Raw genomic sequence first — 21,324 nt, forward strand, 5'->3', positions numbered from 1 at the left:
GGTGCTGCCGGCGCCCGCCGGCAGCACGCCTCGCTCACACCAGAAAGTAGAACGCCCCGCCGATCACCACGCCTGAATACAGCAGCATGATCAGGCAGTAGCCCATGATGTCCCGCGCGCCCAGGCCGGCAATGGCCAGCAGCGGCAGCGCCCAAAAGGGCTGGATCATGTTGGTCCAGGCATCACCCCAGGCGATCGCCATGGCGGTAATCTCCGGCGCCACGCCAAGCACCTCACCGGCCGGCAGCATGATCGGCCCCTGCACTGCCCACTGGCCGCCGCCAGACGGGATGAACATGTTCAAGAGCCCGGCACTGAGGAAGGTCAGCAGCGGAAAGGTCTCGGCCGACGACCAGTCGATGAACAGGTCGCTGATCAGCTTGCCGAGCGTCTGCCCCTCGGCGTTGGCACCGACCATCATGCCCATGATCCCGGCGTAGAACGGGAACTGAATGATGATCCCGCTGATACCACCGACGCTGTCCTGAACCGCCCGCCCGTAGCGCTCTGGCGAGCCATGCAGCAACAAGCCGGCGAACAGGAACATGCCGATCACCAGGTTCAGGGTCAGCCCGAAGCCGTTGCTGGCGAAGTGGTAGACGAAGTAGATGGCCGCCAGGGCGACGATCAGAAGGCCGAGGATGCGGCTGTCGTCCAGGCGTTGGGCGCCGGTTTCGCGAGGAATGGCCGGCGCTGGCGGATCGATCAGCAGCTCGGGCGCGGCCACCGTGGGCGTTCGCGGCATCATCGCCCGGTTGAGCAGCGGCGCGCCGATTACCAGCAAGGCGATGATGGTCAGGTTGAGTGTGGTGAACAGCGTGTGCTCGACGCCAATGGCAGCGGTCAGTACGCCGCCGCTGATACGTTCCAGATCCGCACCACCGGTGGCCAGGGACAACGGCACCGAGCCCGACAAGCCGCCATGCCAGACCAGAAAGCCCGAATAGGCTGCCGCCACCAATAATGGGTAATGCACGCCCTGCACCTGCCGCGCCAGCGCTCGCGCGAACACGGCGCCGACCACCAGGCCGAAACCCCAGTTGACCCAGGATGCGGCCATCGCCACCAAGGTGACGAACACGATCGCCTGCCCGGGGGTGCTGGGAATGCGCGCCAGGCGATCCAGCAGCCGGGCCACCGGTGGCGCATTGGCCAGGGCATGACCGGTGACCAGTACCAGCGCCATCTGCATGGTGAAGGTCAAAAGATTCCAGAAACCGCCGCCCCAGTGCTGGGCCATCTGCGGCAGGCTCTGGCCGGTGGCGAAGATGCCAAGCGCCAGCACCACCAGGGTCAGCAGCATGGCGAATACGAAGGGAGAAGGCAGGAAGCGCTGAACCAGATTGACGCTCAGCAGCGTGATCCGTGAAAACATCAGGTAGCCCTTTTGTCATTGTTATGGGGATGCGCGGCGGTGCTCGCCGGTCGCTCGGGAACGCTAACAGGCCCTGGCGCGGCGCAGAGGCGGAGTCTGCAACAGCATCTTTCAGAGCAATGGGCGCAGCCCACCCTTACTTCCTGTCGGCAGTGCTGGAAAAGTGCCTCACACGCCGCTAGAATTGCGCACTTTTTGACCAGAGGCGCCCAAAGCGCCCGGCCCGTCTTAGCCCTGAGGTTCACCTGCATGACCACCACCGCCACCCCCAAAGTTGGGTTCGTTTCCCTTGGCTGCCCGAAAGCCCTGGTGGACTCCGAACGCATCCTGACCCAGCTGCGCATGGAAGGTTATGAAGTGGTGCCGACCTACCAGGACGCCGACGTGGTGGTGGTCAACACCTGCGGCTTCATCGACAGCGCCAAGGCCGAGTCCCTGGAAGTGATTGGCGAGGCCATCAAGGAAAACGGCAAGGTCATCGTCACCGGCTGCATGGGCGTCGAGGAAGGCAACATCCGTGATGTGCACCCCAGCGTGCTGTCGGTCACCGGCCCGCAGCAGTATGAGCAGGTGGTCAACGCCGTCCACGAAGTGGTGCCGCCGCGCCAGGACCACAATCCGCTGGTCGACCTGATCCCACCGCAAGGCGTCAAGCTCACTCCGCGCCACTACGCCTACCTGAAGATTTCCGAAGGCTGCAACCACAGCTGCAGCTTCTGCATCATCCCCTCGATGCGCGGCAAGCTGGTCAGCCGCCCGGTCGGCGATGTGCTCAGCGAGGCCGAGCGCCTGGTCAAGGCCGGGGTCAAGGAACTGCTGGTGATCAGCCAGGACACCAGCGCCTACGGTGTCGACCTCAAGTACAAGACCGACTTCTGGAACGGCCAGCCGGTCAAGACGCGCATGAAAGAGCTCTGCGAAGCGCTCTCCAGCATGGGCGTGTGGGTACGCCTGCACTACGTGTACCCCTACCCCAACGTCGACGACGTGATCCCGCTGATGGCCGCCGGCAAGCTGCTACCGTACCTGGACATCCCGTTCCAGCACGCCAGCCCGCGCGTCCTCAAGCTGATGAAGCGCCCGGCTTTCGAAGACCGCACCCTGGCGCGCATCAAATCCTGGCGCGAACAGTGCCCGGACCTGACCATCCGCTCGACCTTCATCGTCGGCTTCCCCGGCGAAACCGAAGAAGACTTCCAGTACCTGCTCGACTGGCTGACCGAAGCCCAGCTCGACCGCGTCGGCTGCTTCCAGTACTCGCCGGTCGAAGGCGCGCCCGCCAACGACCTGGACGTGGACATCGTGCCCGATGACGTCAAACAGGATCGCTGGGACCGCTTCATGGCCCACCAGCAAGCGATCAGCACCGCCCGCCTGCAACTGAAGATCGGCCGCGAGATGGACGTGCTGATCGATGAAGTCGACGACCAGGGCGCCGTCGCCCGTTCCTGGGCCGACGCTCCGGAAATCGACGGCAGCGTGTTCATCGAAGGCACCGACTTCCAGCCGGGCGAGAAGGTGCGCGTGCGCATCGTCGATGCCGACGAATACGACATGTGGGCCGAGCGGGTTTAAGCCCCTCGCCTCAGCAAACGCCCACTGCGTCGCCTGACCCAGTGGGCGTTTTTGTATTGGCGCGATGGACATGGCCAGTACAAGCCGAGTAGTGTCTTGCCAGCCACAACTGGCGCTGACGATCTTCAGAAACGCCAAACGCTCAAACCGGATCTGAGCTGTGAGAAAACAAGGAATGTCACCCACCCGCTCTCTCTGCACCGCCAAGCGGTATCGCTTGCCCCCATGCCTGCGCACTCGCCCGACCGCCCTTCTCGCGCTGCTCATCACCTGCTACCCGCCCTTCGCTATCGCCGCCAACCCGAACATGGCAGGCGACTATGTAGGCCAGGTCGAAAACGCCGGCAAGCTGGATAAGGTTGTCACCTCCCTGCGCTGGAGCGGCAAAGACACCCTCTCGGGCACCTATGTGCTGACTGACCAGAATGGCGAAACCAAAGGCCGGCTCAAAGACTGCAAGCGCCTTCGCAGCCAGCTTTTGAAGTGCGTATGGATAGATAAATACGGCTACGGAGATCTCGAACTCAACTTCGATGACCGCTTCGCGGAGTTTTACGGCGAGTGGCGTTATTTTGGTGGTGCGGAGCGGTATGTATGGGATGGTGCCAAGAAGCACCGGCAGTGACCTTCTGAACAGCGCTGCACATGGGAGTACAACCCTAGAGGCATCGCGAACTTGGCCGAGAATTGGAGCAGTGGCAACTTGGAAGTATTTTGGATACCGCAGCTTGCGAAGGCGATAGAAAATGTCATTGGCCTACTCGTTAACTACGCAGATGCGAGAAGCTCATAGGGGGCGAACCTCGAAGGCGACAAGTTAAAACTATCAAAGGAGCAGTATATGGGATGGGATATTACTTATCACCCGGTCGAGGCCGAAGAAATTCGTTCACTTTACTTTCAAGGGCTTACCGATCCGAATCATATCAACTCCATTATTGAGATGTTCAGCGTCGATGAATTCTATGCTGAGCAACTGAGAATGAGATTTGAAGAAGCGCGTACCCTAGAAGAAGGCACCCCCTTTAACAAAGGGCATGCCTTTTATGTAGCGATCATTTTAGGTTTTTTAAGAAAGCACCACTACATAAGGGGCGGCGCATTTTCATTCCTTGCAGACGACGCTGTAATGGCGACGTATTTAGGCGACTGGAAAACGCTGACTCCCGAAACCTATTGGAAAAAAAAGATCGAAAACCAGCTAACAGAAAATTACTGCGGTGGCGTTTATTTGCCTCACGCAGCACTTATAAGATTACGCGCAGACTACCAAACGGCACCACATGTAAGAGCAAAAATGGATGAAACCTTCTCACATGGACGTTTGGATATTTTCTGGAAAGCGGTAGATGATGCGATTGAGAATGGCTTTGGCCTTATCGAAGCATCTGAGATTGTCGAACCCAACCCATTGAATCTAGACGCAAGCCGCAGTTTATCGAATCTTCTCAACTGCAACCCAGAGGGAGCCCTTCTTTATAGTAAAGCTGTCGCGGTACAACTGAGCGAGGCAATTGAAAAGCAAAAAATGGAATCACAGCCTTCCAAAAAAGGTTTCTTTTCCCGACTCTTTGGGAAATGAACGCCGTACGTGGCACATGCGCGTTCATCTTATAAACAGCCCCATGACCAACAAACAGCAACCATATGATGAAAGAGTGGCAAACCAGACGTTGGTTTAACTCATTGTTTTCGCTTATTCGCGGAAAAAATCCATTCAACTCGTTATCGCATACACCTAACGGATCGATAACTGGCTACGACCGCATTCAATGCGACGAGTGTGGCAGCATGATCTTGCTGGCAACAGCAATTAAGAATGAAGGCGCGTGCGCAATTTGCGCTAAACTTTCAGTTGAGTCACGCCAAGCCATAAAAACGCATCGAAACCAGATAGCAACCGGCGACATTTATCACGCTAGCAACAACGATCTACTCGCTGCCAAGGGCTCTGACAAGATCATGACACCCGATTCACCCTGGACACTCGAACCAAACTTCTATGACGGCCATGCGGCTACCAGCATCGATGAAGCAATAAAGCTGGCCATGCGCGAACCGAACGGTTATGTTTTTTTGGTAAATGACTTAGGTGAAAACCTAAATTTCTCATTTACCGAAATTTATGCCGTATGCACGCTCCAAACACTAGGGAGCGATAGCGGGTTTTACGCAAGGACACCTGACTGCCTTGGCACTCAAGTTGAAGCTCGGTACCATGCGCCCGAGGCCTGTCCCTGCTGTGGTGAAGGAATAGGTTGGTTCCCCAGCCGGTTCCATCTACCTAGAAAGACGGCATTTGAATTACTACAGCGCCTAATCAATTCTAAATCAGGCTCAGAGATATGGATACCAACAGGCGATTATGCCTTTACGACCGCAGGAGAAGGATAGTCGTCATTCAGATATCGGATCTGCCCCTCACATTGCTCCCAATTTGTTTGCAGCGATACCTTAAATCTCTATCATTCACAGCGAGAACTCATGCGCCTCACACTTATCATACTGGCCGCCCTCCTAAGCAGCTGCACCTTCTATGACAGGCTAGGTAACAAACCCTATATATTCCCCAAAGACAATGAGCCTTCCGCTGAAGTCGTCGTAAATTTTAGCGGAGGCTCATGGTTTGACATTTACAACATGGATGAGAACGGTTGTTTCGCAGGCACGTCGTCGATTGGATCTTCTGGAGAAACAGTAAAAATCCATGCCAACAGGACCACATACCTGTCATTGGAAAATCAATCATCCGGTTCATTCTGCAGAATATTTTTCTCATTCACCCCTGAAGAAAATTCAAAGTACATTTTCAGGCAAGGCACGCACATCGAAGAAAAGTCTGGTGTCTCTGGTTTTCTTTCAGGCCCAGACGTTTATTGCACTGTTAGCGGAGAAAAGGTCCTTGCCGATGGAAAAACAGAGCCGCTGCTCCTTAAAAAGATGAACCTTCGCCCTTCAGGCTTAGCGTGCCTTCGAATGAAGGAGGCGTCTGGGTCCAAGTGGTAATAATGGTTCGCCGGAATCAGGTTCCGGCCACCCCTTAATCAAACGTTAGGCTCCATGATGAATTGGCGTCCACTTACAACCTGTGTGAAAGACTCATTTGGGAGGGGTGTAGTATTTCGCTTCCCGGCAAAACAACCATTCGAGAAAGTCGTCGACTTCATGATCATTGAAGAACATGACTCACCAACTTTTTATAAAATTATATGTTCTTCTGGCTATCACGCAGGTCAAACAGAGCTAGTATTTCCAGCAGAAGCAAAGTATGAGTCCGGCGGAATATCAGTAGACTGGCTAAAGAAAAACTGGTCGTTTTGGGTGTACGCGGAATGCGAGCTTGTAGACGTCAATTACGTTGATTGCTATCCTTCCGGGTATAGCGTAGAAACCTAACTAGTGGTTCAAATCGCTCGCTTCGCTCACTGAGACGGGCTAAAGCCCGCTTCTCAACCAAACATTAGGTTTCTGAATATGATCACAAAAGAGCAAGCTCATAAACTTGTCGCAGAAGCCATCGGAGGAAAGCGTGATTGGCTGCCTGAAGGCGATGAGATAATCATTATTGAAAAAGAAACCATTGAAAGGTCGTGGGGCTGGGCCATCTTCCATACATCTAAGTTATGGTTAGAAACTAACGACACTAAATATTCCTTGGCCGGCAATGCTCCGACGCTCGTAGAGCGTGAAACTGGAAAGCTCATACCGACTGGCACAGCTTTTAGCATTGACCGATACATTGAAAACTATGAGGCAACTGGCAATCCCCATACCTAACCAGCCAGGCAGGGTGGATAATGCGAAGCTTATCCACCGTAATCCGCACTGACTGAACATTGACGGTTCAGACTCACAGCGGTGGATGGAAAGAGCGCCATCCACCCTACTTGCTGAGTCTGCAATCCACACGATTGCAGATGCGGTGTTCGCAAAGCCCGATCCGTTCGTTGCAGAGGCATACTCCGAGCACGGCCGAAAATCTCGCGTGTTCAATACAGCGGCGGATTTGGCCGATTACATTAAAGGTCAGCTCGCAGGCCCTGAAAAACTGGCTTATATCTTCATTGTCTACTCCGATATGGGTGGCAGCCCGGTACGGCGGACCATTCATTTAGATCCAAAGCACTGCCCCGGCCAGAAGTTTCGTTTCACATGGGACGGTTTTGGACTGATCTCGCTGCAGTTGTATGGCTCCGATCGGCTCCAAATGTCGCGAATTTGCTCGAACTCACCAGCTCGAGCGAAGGCTTGGGCATCTACTTGCCCGGACTGGAGTCCACCCGACGCTTGGAATTGGAGGGCTGTTGAAAGCCATACTCGGCGGCTGCAGAGAGTCCTCAAGAAGGTCATCTAACAGCCAAGCAGGGTGACTAACGCAAAGCTTATCCACCACAATCTGTACTGTCTGAACATTGACGACTTAAACCCGCAATGCAGGTTGGAGAAACGCCATCCACCCTCCCCACTAACGAAACGGTTAAAATCATTCTCATTCCTCACCAAGATGAACCACACGGCCCCTTGACTGAACGTTAGGAATAGCATGGCTAATCAACTTACAGTTCTTAAATACATCCTTTGGCTTAGCCTGCTCATAGGCTGCGCTTTCTTATTTTTCTCGGGCGCCAACAACAATGCTTTCCTTTCAATACCGATCGAAGCATTCCCTATTCCACTGGCCGTTTCATTAGTTCTAGCAGCATACCTGCTGAACCTTAAGAGCAAAGTATTCAGGTTCCTGCTTTGGGCTGGGCTATTAGCATCTACAGCATCAATCGTATGGTTCATTCTTCTCTACATCGCAACCCCATATGGAACGGAAGCAACACTTGCACTGTATTCAATAGCCATAACAATCATGGCCTGGCTACAGCTCAAAAATTATCGAACGAATCCTAACTAATGGTTCAACTGCTTACTTTGCCCACAGGGGCAGACTGAAGCCTACCGAGCACTCGCTTGAGTATTTATAGTGGCACTATCCTGCGCCAAGAAGCCAACAGCATTATTTTCTTGCCTGACCTACAACCTATTCAACCTGGCTGCACTTTCTCTATTCTTCAGAGAAGCACTGATCATCCGCGGTGACGGCCCCGTCGGTTTTGGTGAGTTGATTCTCAAGTTACTGATGTCGCAAATTGCGCTCGCGCTGCTGGCGATGGGGTTGATCGCCTCCTTCAAGGCATACCGTGCCGATAAGTTTGGCTGGCGGTCGATCACGGCCTGCGTCATGGCGACCTCGATCCTTGTAGGCTTCTCGGCAATCGCGGTCATGGAAGCCTGTATGGATGATCGCGGGCATTGCCGGGACTGGCACTGGTATAGCTAGCCTCGACGGGTAAGCAGTCGCCAAACCGGTAAGTCAGTTCCCCTTACCACCTCGAGTTCCCACACCAAGCGACCACGCTGTCTTACTTTGTCCAACCTTTACGCCCATGGATGCATACGATTCGCGCCTGCAAACGATTCGTAAGGACTATTCCATGCACGCACCCTTCCCTCGCCGCCCTGTCGGCACGCTGATTCGCCTGGCGACGCTTTGCCTGGTCACCGGCAGCACCCTCGCCCATGCCGAGCCTCTGGAGCTGGACGATATGGTGGTGACCGCCTCCGGCTTCGCCCAGAATCTGGAAGACGCGCCAGCCTCGGTCACCGTGATCAGCGGCGACGACCTGCGCAAGCGCTCGGTGCAGAACCTGGCCGATGCCGTGCGTGATGTGGAAGGCGTGGTGGTCAACGGCGGCGCTAACGAGACGGATATCCAGATCCGCGGCATGCCGGGCGATTACACGCTGATTCTGGTCGACGGCAAACGCCAGAGCGGACGCGATTCGCGCGTCAATGGCAACCGCGGTTACGAGCAGAGCTTCGTGCCGCCGGCCGCGGCCATCGAACGTATCGAGGTGGTGCGCGGGCCGATGTCTTCGCTGTACGGCTCCGATGCCATCGGTGGGGTGATCAATATCATCACCCGCAAGGTGTCGCCCGAGTGGGGCGGCAATGTGTCCTACGACTATTCGGCACGTCCGAACAGCGACCAGGGCAATGCCCGCAACACCCAGTTCTATCTCAATGGCCCGCTGGTCAACGAAGTGCTGGGCCTGCAGGTATGGGGCAACTACCTCGACCGCCAGGCCGATGACGATTTCGAAGCCAATGAAGGCTTCGCTAAGTCCGACAACAAGAGCCTGACCGCGCGCCTGGCCCTTACGCCGACCGAGAATCATGACTTCCTGCTCGAAGCGGGCGCCTCGCGCCTGAAGAATGGCGACGGCCTGAGCGCCAACTGGTCGACCCGCGAACAGAAGAACAACCGAGATCACTGGTCGCTGACCCACGAAGGCCGCTGGGGCTGGGCGGATTCGACGCTGTCTTTCGCCGAAGAAACCACCAGCCGCGAGGGCAAGGCGACACCAGCGCAGACAGACGTGTTCGGACGCAAGCCGGAGATCCGCAACCGCGTGCTGGACGGCAAGCTGGTGATCCCCACCGACTACCACGTCACCACCACCGGCGTGCAGTGGAACGAAGCCACGCTGACCGACTGGAACCAGGCCAACCGCGGCACCGCTCGCGAGCGCGAGAACGAGCAATACTCGGTAGTGCAGAAAGCCCTGTTCGCCGAAGACGAATGGTCGATCACCGACGATTTCGCCCTGACCACCGGCGTGCGCCTGGACCACCACGAGCAGTACGGCAGCCACGTAAACCCTCGAGTTTATGGCGTATGGCACCTGACCAACGAATGGACGCTGAAAGGCGGCGTAGCCCGCGGCTTCAAGGCGCCGGAACTGCGCGCGGTGATCGACGATTACGCGGTGGTGCGCCGCAACCGCTTCGTGCAATTCGGCAACTCGAACCTCAAGCCCGAGAGCAGCACCAACTACGAGCTGAGCGCGATGTGGTCGAACCGTGACGACCTGTCGGCCGGTGCCACGCTGTTCTACAACGACTTCAAGGACAAGCTGTCCACGGTCACCACCACCGAACAGTGGCAGGGCCTGACCGTGATGGAGCGGGTCAACGTCGACAAAGCGGTGATCCGCGGTCTGGAGGTGAGCGGCAGCTGGCAGGCGCTGGCCAACGTGGCGATCAAGGGTAACTTCACCTACCTGGATTCCGAGCAGAAGAGCGGCGCCGACAAGGGCCGGCCGCTGTCGCTGACGCCCAAGCGCAAGGCGAGCCTGCGTGCCGACTGGGATATCAACGACAGAGCCCTGGCCTGGGCTGCCACCCACTACAGCGGCGAGGAATATGGCGCCACGCTGACCGGCCAATCGTCCCGCGCGTACACCACTGCCGATATCGGCGGCTCGTACAAGCTCACCGAATCGCTGACGCTCAACTCGGCGATCTACAACCTGGGCAACAAGCGCCTGAATGACGAGGACGACGGCACGGTCAATTACGGCCGCACCTATTGGCTCGGCGCGTCGCTGGACTTCTGATCCGATGTGTCGGGACGGCAATCGTCTCCCGGGTTTCGCTGCGCTCTACGCCAGGCGACGCAATGGCGTGCAGCGCAGACCGTAGCCTGTCACTGAGCGCCGCGCAGGAACGCTTGAGTACTGCAACGCTAGCTGCTGGCAGGCGCCACCCTGGTGTCCTCTTTCGCCTCCAGCATGGCGCGCTTGCTCATCTCGTCGGCCTGCCTGCCCAGATACCAGCCAAGCGCCGCCCAGACCAAGGCGCAGCCCGCGCCCACCAGCGCCACCAGCACCGCACCCTGCCCGAGCAGATCGAGAAAGCTCTTCACCCAACCGCTGAGGGCATCGCCGGCGCGGTAGACCACTGTGTCGATGAAGTTCTTCGCCTTGTATTTGCTCTCCGCGTCCAGCGGCGCGAAGAGCATTTCCCGGCCGGGGCGCACGAAGGCGTATTCGCCGATGCGCCTTACGATCATCAGCGCGGCGAGCATGGCGAAGGTGGGCGCCAGGGCGAGGCCGATAAAGCCCACGCAGACCAGCAGCGGCACGATGGCCAGTAGCACCCGCACGCCCAGCTTCTGGGCAATGCGCCCGGTGATGAACAGCTGCGACAGCAAGGCGCCGGCCTGCACGATCACGTCGATGATGCTGAACACGCGGATCTGCGCATCGCGATTCGGAAAGCGCTCGGCCACCAGGCGCGCCTGCTCGAAATACAGAAAGGTGGTCACCGTGGCGAGCAGCACCACGAACCCGGCGATGGCCAACAGATAAGGTGATTGCAGTACCCGCGTCAGGCCGCTGAACGGGTTGCCGGCCACCGGCTTGCGTGAACTCTCGGCCTTCACGGCGCCTGGGCGGCCCGCGCCGCCGACTTCCCGCCAGCGCATCAGCGGTGTCTTGAGGGCCAGGGCGATACCCAGCAGCACGCCAGCCAGCAGCACCAGGCCGCTTTCGCCGACAACGCCGACCAGCAACGCGCTCATGGCCGGCCCGACCAGGCCGCCGACACTGGCACCGGCGGCGATGAAGGCGAACAGACGCTTGGCCTGCTGGCTGTCGAACACATCGGCCATCAGGCTCCACGCCACCGACACCACGAACAGGTTGTAGACCGAGATCCACACGTAGAACACCCGCGCCAGCCAGACGCTGTCGTCATTGAGCTGAAACAGCACGGCAAAGGCCAGCAGGTTCAGGCAGAAGAACCCGTAGACCCAGTCGACGAAATGAATACGTGGCACCCGTGAGCTGAGCCAGGCGAACAGCGGCACAGCCACGAGCATCACCACGAAGGTAGCGGTGAACAGCCATTGCAGGTTCTCGACCCCGGCCATGATGCCCATCGATTCGCGAATGGGCCGCAGCATGAAATAGCCGGAGAACAGGCAGAAGAACAGTGCGAACCCGGCCAGTGCCGGCCCCAGCTCGTGGCGCTCGGCATTGATGGCGGCGCCAAGGCGCCGCACCAGAACAGTGGGAAACATGATGGGCGCTCCTGGCGGTTAGTCAGCGGTAGGTGACGCCGGTCAGTTGCTCGGCAATCGTCCACAGGCGTGCGACGGCCTCGGCATCCTGAGCAACCGTCGGCACCGTAGCGAGGCCCAGCGGCCCGCGCTTTTCGTCCTCGCCGGTCGGCCCGTAATAGGCACCGCCCTGAGCCTGACCGGCGGTGGCGGCATACAGCGTCGGCAGTGCGCCCTGGGCAGCAGAGTGGTACTCGTCGCGATCCTTGGCCCAGTTGCGGCCGAACTCGCTGTCCAGCCCTGGCCCACGGGCAATCAGCTCGGTCACGGCAACGCCAGGGTGCGCGGCGATGCTCTGGATGCCCCAGCCCTGCTGCTCGCTGCGCCGTTGCAGCTCGAAGGCAAACATCAGGGTCGCCAGCTTGGACTGCGCATAGGAAGCGTAAGGGTTGTAGGCCCGCTCGGACTGCAGGTCATCGAAGTCGATGTTGCCACGCAACACCGCGATGCTCGACAGCGTGACCACCCGTGGCGCAGTGCTTTTGCGCAGCAGCGGCAGCACGTGGCCGGTCAGCGCGAAATGGCCCAGGTAATTGGTAGCCAGCTGAAGCTCATGGCCGTCAGCCGAGGTTCTGCGCTCAGGCGGCGCCATGACCGCGGCATTGTTGATCAGCCCATCGAGGCGCGGCAGTTTGGCATTCAGCCGGTCACCGAGGGCTTTCACCGAAGCCAGGTCGGCCAGGTCGACTTCCTCGAACTGCACCTGAGCGCCGCGGATTTCCTCCTTGATGCGCGCCATCGCCTCCCTGCCACGCTGCGGATTGCGGGCGGCGATCACCACTTCGGCGCCGGCGGCAGCCAGCGCCTTGGCATCCTCGAAGCCCATGCCGCTGGTGCCGCCGGTAACCAGGAAGATGCGCCCGCTCTGGGATGGCATATCGGCCAGGGTCCAGTCCGGCTTGGGTGCGGTTTGCTGGGCGGGGGCACTGTTCGCCTCGAGGGCGAAGCCCAGAGTCAGGCTGAGGGTCGCCAGCCACTTGCGCCAAGTGGCGCCGGGGCTGGCCGAGGTGGCCGTTTGCAGGATGGTGGTTGTCATTGTTCGCTCCTCTCGTCGGTGGGAAGTCCGACGGCTCGCAACAGCGCGGCCCGTCGACGTGAACCATTGTTCAACGGGTCGCAGGCCACGATAAGCCGTATAAAACTGGACGCTGTGTACGCTCAGCCGTACGATCAGAACATCCCGTTCAAGAGTCATCGCCATGCGCCAGCCCAACCTGACGGACGTCGCCCTGTTCGCTGCTGTGGTCGAAGCCGGCGGTTTTCGGGTGGCGGCGCAGAAGCGCGGCATGCCGGCCTCGTCGATCAGCGATTGCGTGCGCCGCCTGGAAAGCGATCTCGGCGTACGCCTGCTCAACCGCACCACCCGCAGCGTGTACCCCACCGAAGTAGGTGCGCGCCTGTTGGAGCGACTCCGCCCGGCCCTCGATGAAATTGGCGCAGCCTTCAGCGATCTCGACGACGAGGCGAAACAGCCAGTCGGCACCCTGCGCCTCAACGTGCCGGTGCCCATCGCCCGCTTCGTGCTGCCGCGCCTGATTCCCGCCTTTCTCGAGCGCTACCCTGGCGTGAGCGTGGAAGTGGCCATGGACAACACCTTTATCGACGTGGTCGCCACCGGCTTTGATGCCGGCGTGCGCTACGAGGAAAGCCTGGCCAAGGACATGATCGCCGTACCCATCGGGCCACGCCGGCAGCGCTTCGTGGCCGGCGCAGCACCGGCTTACCTGGAACGCTACGGCACACCCCAGCACCCCCGCGACCTCCTCGAGCATCGCCTGATCGGCCACCGTTTCGAGAGCGGCAAGCTGGGCGTCTGGGAGCTAGAAAAGGACGGCGAGATCGTCCGCGTGCCGCCCCAGGGGCCGCTGTTGTCGTCTTCACAGGATCTGGAAGTGGGCGCCGCCGTGGCCGGTGTTGGCATCATCTACACCTTCGAGGAATACCTCGGCCCGCTGTTCGAACAGGGCGCGCTGGTGCCCGTACTGGAAGATTGGTGGCAGGCGTTCGACGGCCCGTACCTGTACTACAACGACCGCCGCCACGTGCCCTCGCCGCTGCGCGCCTTCGTGGATTTTCTCAAGACCGAGAACGGGGGCTGAGGGCGGCGGTACCCGCAAGCTGGGCCTGGGTTTCGATCTGCTACAAGAGCCTGTTCACGATCTTTTTAGGCGACATAAACAGACCGCTGCAAGGCAATAGCGGCCACTCAAACCAACCTGTGGGAGCCCCGACCTCGGGGCGAAACGATTGCAGCCTGACTGCCTATCGGCGGTGCCTGACTAATTCGCCGCGAGGTCGCGACTCCCACAAAAAGGGCCGATTTCTTGGGGTGGTTCAGTTCGTAGGGTGGATCGGGGCGCGTAGCTGACGCTCTTTTCATCCACCATTGCGATCGCAGAGCGGCGGACGGGTCGGGCCGCGTAGGTGAAGCGTCGTCCACCCTACGAACTGGGCCCTGGGTTTCGCGCTGCTCTACACCAGGCTACGGGAGCAAACAATGGACGCTCACCCGCCACGCGAGCGGGCGTAAAATGGCTCGAGCCTCAAGGTTCTGCCGGTAACCGCACCACGGCGCACAAGCCCGCAGGTGCGCGGTTTTCCAGGCTCAGATCACCGCCATGGGCCTGCACGCAGGCACGCGCGATGGCCAACCCGAGGCCCAGCCCCTTGCCGCGCCGTTCGCCGCTCAATTGCACGAATGGCTCGAAGACCTGCTCAAGCTTCGCCGGATCGATGCCCGGCCCGTGATCGAGAATCTCCAGGCATACCTCACCGGATAAATGGCACTGCAGGGTAATCTGCGCATCGCCGCCATGCAGCAGTGCGTTGTCGATCAGGTTGGTCAGGGCGCGCTTGAGGGCCAATGGCCGACAGCGGCAGAAAACCGTCTCGGCGATCTGCCAGCTGACGGGCTGATCGAGGGTGCGATAACGCTGCGCCAGCTCGTGCAGCAGGTCGTTCAGGCACAGCCGCAGCGTGGGTTCCTGCACCGCATCGTCGCGGATGAAATCCAGCGTCTCGGCGACCATGGCACGCAGCTCGTCGAGGCTTTCCAGCAGGTCTTCACGCAGTGGGCCGTCATCGAGCAGTTCGAGCTGCAGGCGCAGTTCGGTCAGCGGTGTGTTGAGGTCGTGGCTGAGCGCTGCCAGCATCCGCGTACGCCCTTCCACATGGCGGGCGACACGTTCCTGCATGCGGTTGAATGCCTGGCTCAGCTCCTGGGCCTCGCGCGGCCCTTCCAGCGGCAGCGGTGCGACACGTTCGCCCCGGCTGATGCGCTCGGTGGCCGCAGCCAGGGTGCCGAAGGGCCGCACCACCCGGCCCATGAAGAACAACAGAATGAACAGAATCGGCACGATGCTGACCGGCAACGCGTAGGCCAGCAGGCGACTCCACTCATAGGCCCCGGAGGGATGCTGCAAGGCATTCAGGTACTGCCCGCCAGGCAGCCTGATGCTGCTGCGCAGCCGCAGAGGCTCCCAACCGGCCGGGCTCAGCACATCCTCACGGGCCGGGCCGCCACCGACACGCTCGAGCTGCATGTGGATCGCGCTCGTCGGCAGCCGCAGCTCCCCGGCCAACTGGTCGGTCAGGCGCCGTTCTTCGGCGTGCATCGAAAACGGCTGCACATCGGCATCGTTGGCCAGCCAGAAACGCGCCTCGGCGCCGCCCATGGCCGCCAGCAGCCGTGCGGTATCGTCCGGGCCTAACTGCGTGGCGCCGTGGTAAGCGGTGCTCAGGCGCTCCAGCACCTGGGCGCGAGACAGCGGGTGCACCAGCGCACCAGTGCGCTGCAACAGCAGCACGGCAATGGCGTGGGACGCGAGCAGCGCGATGATCAGCAACACCGCCAGCTGATGAACCAGCCGCTGCGGCCACAAACGCGCCAATACCCTCATGCTGGCGTAACGTCCGCTACCAGCATGTAGCCGCCACCCCATACGGTGCGCAGCAAGTCGTCACGCCCGGAGGTGTCGATGAGCTTTCGACGCAGGCGGCTGACCTGGCGGTCGACGGTGCGATCGAACACATCGCTGTCCGCCCGCGCGGTCAGGTCGATCAGTTGCGCGCGGCTCAACAGCTGGTTGGGATGATCGAGAAACACCTGCAGCAAGCGCCCCTCCGCGGTGCTCAGGCGCGTGGCTTGGCCGGCGCTGTCACAGAGGCTGGCGCTGCCACTGGCGAACGCCAGGCCGGCGAAGCGGTAATGGCGCACTTGCGCGGAAGGCTCGACCCGCGGCGGCTGCGCCGCGACCGGGCCGCGCCTGCGCAATACACTGTTGAGGCGCGCCACCAGCTCGCGCGGCTCGAAGGGTTTGGTGAGGTAATCATCCGCGCCCAGATCCAGGCCACGAATACGATCGCTGGCGGTGTCGCGGGCAGTCAGCAGAATCACCGGCATGCCGTTGCGCCGGTGCAGGCGGCTGCACAACTCGAAACCGTCGCCGTCGGGCAACATCACATCCAGCACCACCACGTCGAACGGCTGACCATCGAGCAATTGCCACATGCCCTCGGCACTTTCCGCGGTGCGCACGTCGAACGCGTGCTTGCGCAGGTAGACGGCCAGCGGCTCGCGAATCTTGCGGTGGTCGTCGACGACCAGCACACGCGGTGGGGCAACCAGGGAAAGTGGATTCATCGAGGCGCAGGGTCGGCTATGCAGAGGATTATCATTTGCATGCCGATGATACCTCAGCGCCTTTCGCCCTGCCGAGTCGTCGGGGCACTCAGCTCATTTGCAGCCTTGCGGTTTCGCGTCGCGCGCGGTGCGGCTTATCATGCCGGCCATGATCAAAGACCCGTTCCAACGCCTGAACCTCGACCGCGAGGTGCTCAGCGTCAGCCAGCTCAACAACCGCGCGCGCCTGTTGCTCGAAGATGTCTTTGGCGGCATCTGGGTCGAGGGTGAGATTTCCAACCTGGCGCGCCCGGCCTCCGGCCACATCTACTTCACCCTGAAGGACAGCCAGGCCCAGGTGCGCTGCGCGCTGTTCCGGCAGAACGCCGCGCGGGTGCGCCAGGCGCTGCGCGACGGCCTGGCGGTCAAGGTGCGCGGCAAGGTCTCGCTGTTCGAGGGCCGTGGCGACTACCAGCTGATTCTCGACGCGGTAGAGCCCGCCGGCGATGGCGCCCTGCGCCTGGCCTTCGAAGCGTTGAAGGAGAAGCTCGGCGCCGAAGGCCTGTTCGCCGCCGAAAGCAAACGCACCCTACCCGCCCACCCGCGGCGCATCGGCATCGTCAGCTCGCCGACCGGTGCGGTGATCCGCGACATCATCAGCGTGTTCCGCCGCCGCGCCCCGCAGGTCGAGCTGAGCCTGATTCCCACCGCCGTACAAGGCCGCGAGGCCACGGCGCAGATCGTCCGCGCGCTGAAACTGGCCGATACCCAGGGCTTCGATGCGCTGATCCTCGCCCGCGGCGGCGGCTCCCTGGAAGATCTCTGGTGCTTCAACGAAGAGGCCGTGGCCCGCGCCGTGGCCGCTTGCGTAACGCCCATCGTCAGCGCGGTGGGCCATGAAACCGATGTGTCGATCAGCGATTTCGTCGCTGACGTGCGCGCGCCCACGCCATCGGCCGCCGCTGAGCTATTGGCGCCGCACAGCAACGACCTGACCCAGCGTGTCAGCGTGCTGCAACGGCGCCTGACTCTGGCGATGAACAGCCGCCTGGCCCGCGAGCGCATGCGCCTGGACGGCCTGACCCGGCGCATGCGTCACCCCGGCGAACGGCTGCGCCAGCAGGCCCAGCGTCTCGATGATCTGGACATGCGCCTGCGCCGCGCCTTCGCCCAGCAGCTCAATGGGCGCAGCCACAAACTGGCGCAACTCGAAGCCCGCCTGGCCGGTCAACATCCCGGGCGCCACCTCAAGTTGCTGCGCCAGCGCCTCGACAGCCTGGCCGAACGCCTGCCGCGGGCGATGAAGGAAGGACTCAAGGCCCGCCGCCTGGCGCTGCACAGCCAGATGCAGACGCTGCACGTGGTCAGCCCGCTGGCGACCCTGGGCCGTGGCTACAGCATTCTGCTCGATGAGCGCGGCCGGGCGATTCGCAGCGCGGCTGCCACCCAGCCTGGGCAACGCCTCAAGGCGCGCCTGGGTGAAGGCGAGCTTGAAGTGCGCGTCGAAGACAATCATCTCGCGCCCGTCACGTTGTCGTTGCTGGATTGATAAGGAAACCCAATGCGTTCACTGATATTGCTGCTCACCCTGTGCCTCGCCCTGCCCGCCCACGCCGACGGCTTTATCAGCCGCCTGTTGAACAAGCCGGTGCCCGGCGGTGTGGCAGTGGTCGACCTGGGCAGTGGCGCCAGCGCGCCGAGCGCCACCTATCAGGGCAAGCCGGTGCTGGTGGTTAAAGAGGACGGGCAGCGCTGGATCGCCATCGTCGGCATCCCGCTGAGCGTCAAACCCGGTACTCAACAGATCGAATCCGCAGGCCAGCGTCTGAGTTTCCAGGTAGGCAGCAAGCAGTACGTCGAGCAGCGCATCACCATCAAGAACCAGCAGCAGGTCAACCCCAACGCCAAGAACCTCGCGCGCATCGAGAAGGAACTGGCCGAGCAGACCCGCGCCTACCGGCAGTTCAGCCCGCGCCAGCCCAGCAACCTGTTATTCGACAAGCCGGTCAACGGGCCCCTGTCGAGCCCCTTCGGCCTGCGCCGCTTCTTCAACGGCGAAGAGCGCAACCCGCATTCCGGGCTGGACTTCGCGGCCAACCGCGGCACGCCGATCAAGGCGCCGGCGGCGGGTACGGTGATCCTGGTCGGCGACTACTTCTTCAATGGCAAGACGGTGTTCGTCGACCACGGCCAGGGCCTTATCAGCATGTTCTGCCATCTCTCGGAGATCGGTGTGAAGGTCGGCGACGAGCTGCCCCGTGGCGGCGTGCTCGGCAAGGTCGGCGCCACCGGCCGCGCGACCGGCCCGCACCTGCACTGGAACGTCAGCCTCAACGATGCGCGTGTCGACCCGGCGATCTTCATCGGCGCCTTCAAGCCCTGAGGCGAGGTCGCCAGGCGGCGTCGCACGTTCGCGTCTAATCTGAGCGGCAGCCGCCCGACCTACCCGAGGAGCCCCGATGATCACCGTCCACCACCTGAACAACTCGCGCTCGCAGCGCATCCTCTGGCTGCTCGAAGAGCTGGGTGTCGACTACCAGATCAAGCGCTACGAGCGTGACCCGAAAACCCTGCTCGCCCCGCCGGGGCTGCGCGCCGTGCACCCGCTGGGCAAGTCGCCAGTCGTGACCGACGGCGAGCTGACCCTGGCCGAATCCGGCGCCATCATCGACTACCTCGCCAACCGCTACGGCCCGCACCTGCTACCACCGGCCGAGAGCCCCGAGCGCCTGCGCTGCAATTACTGGCTGCACTACGCCGAAGGCTCGGCCATGCCCCCGCTGCTGCTCAAGCTGGTGTTCGACAAGGTGGAAAACAGCCCGATGCCCTTCTTCGTCAAACCCATCGCCCGCGGCATCGCGCAGAAGGTCAAGAACGCCTTCGTTGCCCCGCAACTCAAGCTGCACTTGGACTACTTGGAAAGCGAACTCGGCAAAAACACCTGGTTCGCCGGCGAGCAGTTCAGCGCCGCCGATATCCAGATGAGCTTTCCTCTGGAAGCCGCTGCCGCGCGTGCCGGCCTGGACGCCGGCCGCCCGCGCCTGATGGCCTTTCTCGAACGCATCCACGCCCGCCCCGCCTACCGCCGCGCCCTGGAAAAAGGCGGCGAGTACGCCTACGCCAAGTGAAGCGCTGGTCGGCCCGGCGATAGGCGCGCGTCACTTATCGCGTGTCAGCTGCTGAAATCCATGGGCGCCATTTATCGTCCGTAGGCCTGCAGCATTGCAAAGAGCCGGCCCGGGAATGACAATGCGAGGTATTATCAGACTCACTTCTAGCCACCCATGTCCGCCCTCGACTCACCGCAAAGCACTGTCATCCACACGCTGTACAGCGACCATCATGGCTGGCTGAAAGCGTGGCTGCGCGGCCGCCTTGGCAATGCCGCCGATGCAGCAGACTTTGCCCACGACACCTTTCTGCGCGTTATCCAGCGCTGCGACCTGACTGCCATCGATACACCCCGCGCGTTCTTGCGCACCGTCGCACGTGGTCTGGTGATCGATCACTGGCGTCGTGAGGAGCTGCAACGCGCTTGGCTGGAAAGCATCGCTCACCTCGATGACGCAGAAGCGCCCTCTCCCGAAGCCCGAGAGCTGGTGCTGGAGTTGCTCGAGCGCATCGCTCTAATGCTCGACGGTCTGAAACCTCGGGTTCGCACTGCCTTTCTGCTGGCCCAGTGCGAAGGCCTCTCGTACCGGGAGATCGCCGAGCGCCTCGGGGTATCGGTTCGCTCCGTAGAGCGCTACATCGCCGACGCGCTGTACCACTGCTATCAGCTGCGTTACGGCGACGAAGAGCAATGAGCGACCTGGCCAACAAGGATGCGGAAGCCATTCGAGTCAAACAGGCGATTGGCTGGCTGATACGTCTGCAGCAGAACGACGCTCCAGCGCTTCGCCGCCAGTGCGAACAGTGGCGGCGCGCCGACCCAGGCCACGAACGTGCCTGGCAGCGGGTCAGCGGCATGCACGCCGAACTGAGCCAGGACTTGCGTGCCCTGCCCGTGGGCACCGTAAACACCCTTGAGAATTCGGCGTTGCGCCTGCAACGCAGGCAAGCGCTCAAGCTGCTGTCCCTGACGGCTGTCGCTGGAGGCAGCGCGTGGCTGGCCAAGGATCTGTCCGTCATCCAGCCGCTACTCGCCGACCAGGCGACCGCCGTGGGCGAGCATCGTCGTCTGGCACTCGGCAACGGCGACGAGCTCGATCTCAATACGGCCACCGCCGTGGACGTGCGCCTGGGCGCCAGGCAGCGGCTGATCGTTCTGCGCCAGGGTGAGCTGTTCGTGAACTGCACCGCCGACAGCCTTCGCCCATTGCGGGTCAGCACCCCGCATGGATTGTTCGAGGCTAAGGCAGGAGCCGAACCAGTCACTCGGTTCGGCCTGCGCATACGTGATGGCTGTATGAGCCTGAACGTCGAAAAAGGTAAGGTCGCGGTAGCCGGCATACCCGTTTTTCAGGCTACGGCCGGCAATCATTACCGGGTTGCAGATGGCAGCGCTTCACTTTACGAACGGGCCGATATGGATCCCTCCGCCTGGCGCGAAGGCCTGATCGTTACCCGCGATATGCGCCTGGAGGATTTTCTCGACGAAGTAGGCCGCTACCGCCACGGGCATCTCGGCTACACCAGAAGCGTTGCCGATCTGCGTCTGTCCGGCGTGTTCCGTCTCGACGATACGGATGAGCTATTGCGCGTCGTGGCCCAGACCCTCCCCATTCGCGTGCAATACATGACGCGCTGGTGGGTTCAAGTGAAAGCAGCCTGACGCCCCCGCCCATCTGCATGCAAAGC

The 21,324-nt window shown here is 61.1% G+C and carries 21 protein-coding genes; 16 read left to right on the plus strand and 5 right to left on the minus strand.

Annotated features, from left to right (window positions below):
* Nucleotides 1–34 precede the first annotated feature (34 nt).
* Entirely contained in the window at nt 35–1,375 is a 1,341-nt protein-coding gene (locus tag BVH06_RS14310; protein WP_075934482.1) for a short-chain fatty acid transporter, read from the minus strand.
* Between the two features lie 249 nt (nt 1,376–1,624).
* Between BVH06_RS14310 and rimO the strand changes: the two genes are divergently transcribed.
* The 10 genes from rimO (at nt 1,625) to BVH06_RS14350 (ending at nt 10,398) form a co-directional block, all read left to right on the plus strand.
* Complete coding sequence (gene rimO / locus BVH06_RS14315) at nt 1,625–2,950, plus strand: 30S ribosomal protein S12 methylthiotransferase RimO (RefSeq protein ID WP_075934483.1); 1,326 nt, start codon at nt 1,625–1,627, stop codon at nt 2,948–2,950.
* A 175-nt stretch (nt 2,951–3,125) separates the two neighbouring features.
* Nucleotides 3,126–3,575, plus strand: a complete 450-nt coding sequence (locus tag BVH06_RS14320; RefSeq protein WP_139315643.1) for a hypothetical protein — start codon at nt 3,126–3,128, stop codon at nt 3,573–3,575.
* 216 nt (nt 3,576–3,791) lie between these two features.
* Nucleotides 3,792–4,532, plus strand: coding sequence for a hypothetical protein (locus tag BVH06_RS14325; protein ID WP_075934485.1), 741 nt, complete (start codon nt 3,792–3,794; stop codon nt 4,530–4,532).
* A 68-nt stretch (nt 4,533–4,600) separates the two neighbouring features.
* Nucleotides 4,601–5,344 carry a hypothetical protein gene (locus BVH06_RS25445; RefSeq protein WP_139315644.1) on the plus strand — a complete coding sequence of 248 codons (744 nt, stop codon included), beginning with the start codon at nt 4,601–4,603 and terminating at the stop codon, nt 5,342–5,344.
* Nucleotides 5,345–5,434: 90 nt separating this feature from the next.
* The gene (locus BVH06_RS25450; RefSeq protein WP_139315645.1) at nt 5,435–5,956 is read left to right on the plus strand and encodes a hypothetical protein; all 522 of its coding nucleotides are present in this window, start codon (nt 5,435–5,437) and stop codon (nt 5,954–5,956) included.
* 57 nt (nt 5,957–6,013) lie between these two features.
* Nucleotides 6,014–6,346: an Imm45 family immunity protein gene (imm45, locus tag BVH06_RS26335; RefSeq protein ID WP_075934685.1), complete on the plus strand. Its 333-nt coding sequence runs from the start codon at nt 6,014–6,016 to the stop codon at nt 6,344–6,346.
* 78 nt (nt 6,347–6,424) lie between these two features.
* On the plus strand, nt 6,425–6,727 hold the full coding sequence (locus BVH06_RS14335) for a YrhB domain-containing protein (protein ID WP_083652048.1): 303 nt from the start codon (nt 6,425–6,427) through the stop codon (nt 6,725–6,727).
* Between the two features lie 766 nt (nt 6,728–7,493).
* The gene (locus BVH06_RS25455; protein WP_139315646.1) at nt 7,494–7,853 is read left to right on the plus strand and encodes a hypothetical protein; all 360 of its coding nucleotides are present in this window, start codon (nt 7,494–7,496) and stop codon (nt 7,851–7,853) included.
* A gap of 69 nt (nt 7,854–7,922) precedes the next feature.
* Nucleotides 7,923–8,279 carry a hypothetical protein gene (locus BVH06_RS14345; protein WP_075934487.1) on the plus strand — a complete coding sequence of 119 codons (357 nt, stop codon included), beginning with the start codon at nt 7,923–7,925 and terminating at the stop codon, nt 8,277–8,279.
* 154 nt (nt 8,280–8,433) lie between these two features.
* On the plus strand, nt 8,434–10,398 hold the full coding sequence (locus BVH06_RS14350; protein WP_075934687.1) for a TonB-dependent receptor domain-containing protein: 1,965 nt from the start codon (nt 8,434–8,436) through the stop codon (nt 10,396–10,398).
* A gap of 128 nt (nt 10,399–10,526) precedes the next feature.
* Here the strand turns inward: BVH06_RS14350 and BVH06_RS14355 are convergent, their stop codons facing one another.
* Nucleotides 10,527–11,864, minus strand: a complete 1,338-nt coding sequence (locus BVH06_RS14355) for an NTP/NDP exchange transporter (RefSeq protein WP_075934488.1) — start codon at nt 11,862–11,864, stop codon at nt 10,527–10,529.
* Nucleotides 11,865–11,886: 22 nt separating this feature from the next.
* Nucleotides 11,887–12,939: an SDR family oxidoreductase gene (locus tag BVH06_RS14360; protein ID WP_139315647.1), complete on the minus strand. Its 1,053-nt coding sequence runs from the start codon at nt 12,937–12,939 to the stop codon at nt 11,887–11,889.
* A gap of 163 nt (nt 12,940–13,102) precedes the next feature.
* Between BVH06_RS14360 and BVH06_RS14365 the strand changes: the two genes are divergently transcribed.
* Nucleotides 13,103–14,002, plus strand: coding sequence for a LysR family transcriptional regulator (locus BVH06_RS14365; protein ID WP_075934489.1), 900 nt, complete (start codon nt 13,103–13,105; stop codon nt 14,000–14,002).
* A gap of 444 nt (nt 14,003–14,446) precedes the next feature.
* On the opposite strand, the gene BVH06_RS14370 is transcribed toward BVH06_RS14365, so the two are convergent.
* Together BVH06_RS14370 and BVH06_RS14375 are read right to left on the minus strand one after the other, a co-directional pair.
* On the minus strand, nt 14,447–15,769 hold the full coding sequence (locus BVH06_RS14370) for an ATP-binding protein (RefSeq protein ID WP_139315659.1): 1,323 nt from the start codon (nt 15,767–15,769) through the stop codon (nt 14,447–14,449).
* A 29-nt stretch (nt 15,770–15,798) separates the two neighbouring features.
* Entirely contained in the window at nt 15,799–16,545 is a 747-nt protein-coding gene (locus BVH06_RS14375) for a response regulator transcription factor (RefSeq protein WP_075934491.1), read from the minus strand.
* 148 nt (nt 16,546–16,693) lie between these two features.
* Here BVH06_RS14375 and xseA point away from each other — a divergent pair, with 148 nt between their 5' ends.
* From xseA to BVH06_RS14400, 5 genes are all read left to right on the plus strand, one after another.
* Nucleotides 16,694–18,073 carry an exodeoxyribonuclease VII large subunit gene (gene xseA, locus BVH06_RS14380; RefSeq protein WP_075934689.1) on the plus strand — a complete coding sequence of 460 codons (1,380 nt, stop codon included), beginning with the start codon at nt 16,694–16,696 and terminating at the stop codon, nt 18,071–18,073.
* Between the two features lie 12 nt (nt 18,074–18,085).
* The gene (locus BVH06_RS14385) at nt 18,086–18,907 is read left to right on the plus strand and encodes a M23 family metallopeptidase (RefSeq protein WP_075934492.1); all 822 of its coding nucleotides are present in this window, start codon (nt 18,086–18,088) and stop codon (nt 18,905–18,907) included.
* A gap of 76 nt (nt 18,908–18,983) precedes the next feature.
* On the plus strand, nt 18,984–19,652 hold the full coding sequence (locus BVH06_RS14390; protein ID WP_075934493.1) for a glutathione S-transferase: 669 nt from the start codon (nt 18,984–18,986) through the stop codon (nt 19,650–19,652).
* Between the two features lie 156 nt (nt 19,653–19,808).
* Entirely contained in the window at nt 19,809–20,330 is a 522-nt protein-coding gene (locus tag BVH06_RS14395; protein ID WP_075934494.1) for a sigma-70 family RNA polymerase sigma factor, read from the plus strand.
* Nucleotides 20,327–21,298 (plus strand): DUF4880 domain-containing protein, encoded by a 972-nt coding sequence (locus BVH06_RS14400; protein ID WP_075934495.1) that lies wholly within the window; start codon nt 20,327–20,329, stop codon nt 21,296–21,298. The genes BVH06_RS14395 and BVH06_RS14400 overlap by 4 nt, the downstream gene beginning before the upstream one ends.
* Nucleotides 21,299–21,324: the final 26 nt, after the last annotated feature.

Source organism: Pseudomonas sp. PA27(2017), assembly GCF_001945445.1.
GTDB lineage: Bacteria > Pseudomonadota > Gammaproteobacteria > Pseudomonadales > Pseudomonadaceae > Aquipseudomonas.

Coding starts and splice junctions, on each gene's coding strand:
- BVH06_RS14310 (WP_075934482.1), bottom strand. CDS start 1,375: ATGTTTTCACGGATCACGCTGCTGAGCGTCAATCTGGTTCAGCGCTTC.
- rimO (WP_075934483.1), top strand. CDS start 1,625: ATGACCACCACCGCCACCCCCAAAGTTGGGTTCGTTTCCCTTGGCTGC.
- BVH06_RS14320 (WP_139315643.1), top strand. CDS start 3,126: ATGTCACCCACCCGCTCTCTCTGCACCGCCAAGCGGTATCGCTTGCCC.
- BVH06_RS14325 (WP_075934485.1), top strand. CDS start 3,792: ATGGGATGGGATATTACTTATCACCCGGTCGAGGCCGAAGAAATTCGT.
- BVH06_RS25445 (WP_139315644.1), top strand. CDS start 4,601: ATGAAAGAGTGGCAAACCAGACGTTGGTTTAACTCATTGTTTTCGCTT.
- BVH06_RS25450 (WP_139315645.1), top strand. CDS start 5,435: ATGCGCCTCACACTTATCATACTGGCCGCCCTCCTAAGCAGCTGCACC.
- imm45 (WP_075934685.1), top strand. CDS start 6,014: ATGAATTGGCGTCCACTTACAACCTGTGTGAAAGACTCATTTGGGAGG.
- BVH06_RS14335 (WP_083652048.1), top strand. CDS start 6,425: ATGATCACAAAAGAGCAAGCTCATAAACTTGTCGCAGAAGCCATCGGA.
- BVH06_RS25455 (WP_139315646.1), top strand. CDS start 7,494: ATGGCTAATCAACTTACAGTTCTTAAATACATCCTTTGGCTTAGCCTG.
- BVH06_RS14350 (WP_075934687.1), top strand. CDS start 8,434: ATGCACGCACCCTTCCCTCGCCGCCCTGTCGGCACGCTGATTCGCCTG.
- BVH06_RS14355 (WP_075934488.1), bottom strand. CDS start 11,864: ATGTTTCCCACTGTTCTGGTGCGGCGCCTTGGCGCCGCCATCAATGCC.
- BVH06_RS14360 (WP_139315647.1), bottom strand. CDS start 12,939: ATGACAACCACCATCCTGCAAACGGCCACCTCGGCCAGCCCCGGCGCC.
- BVH06_RS14365 (WP_075934489.1), top strand. CDS start 13,103: ATGCGCCAGCCCAACCTGACGGACGTCGCCCTGTTCGCTGCTGTGGTC.
- BVH06_RS14375 (WP_075934491.1), bottom strand. CDS start 16,545: ATGAATCCACTTTCCCTGGTTGCCCCACCGCGTGTGCTGGTCGTCGAC.
- xseA (WP_075934689.1), top strand. CDS start 16,694: ATGATCAAAGACCCGTTCCAACGCCTGAACCTCGACCGCGAGGTGCTC.
- BVH06_RS14385 (WP_075934492.1), top strand. CDS start 18,086: ATGCGTTCACTGATATTGCTGCTCACCCTGTGCCTCGCCCTGCCCGCC.
- BVH06_RS14390 (WP_075934493.1), top strand. CDS start 18,984: ATGATCACCGTCCACCACCTGAACAACTCGCGCTCGCAGCGCATCCTC.
- BVH06_RS14395 (WP_075934494.1), top strand. CDS start 19,809: ATGTCCGCCCTCGACTCACCGCAAAGCACTGTCATCCACACGCTGTAC.
- BVH06_RS14400 (WP_075934495.1), top strand. CDS start 20,327: ATGAGCGACCTGGCCAACAAGGATGCGGAAGCCATTCGAGTCAAACAG.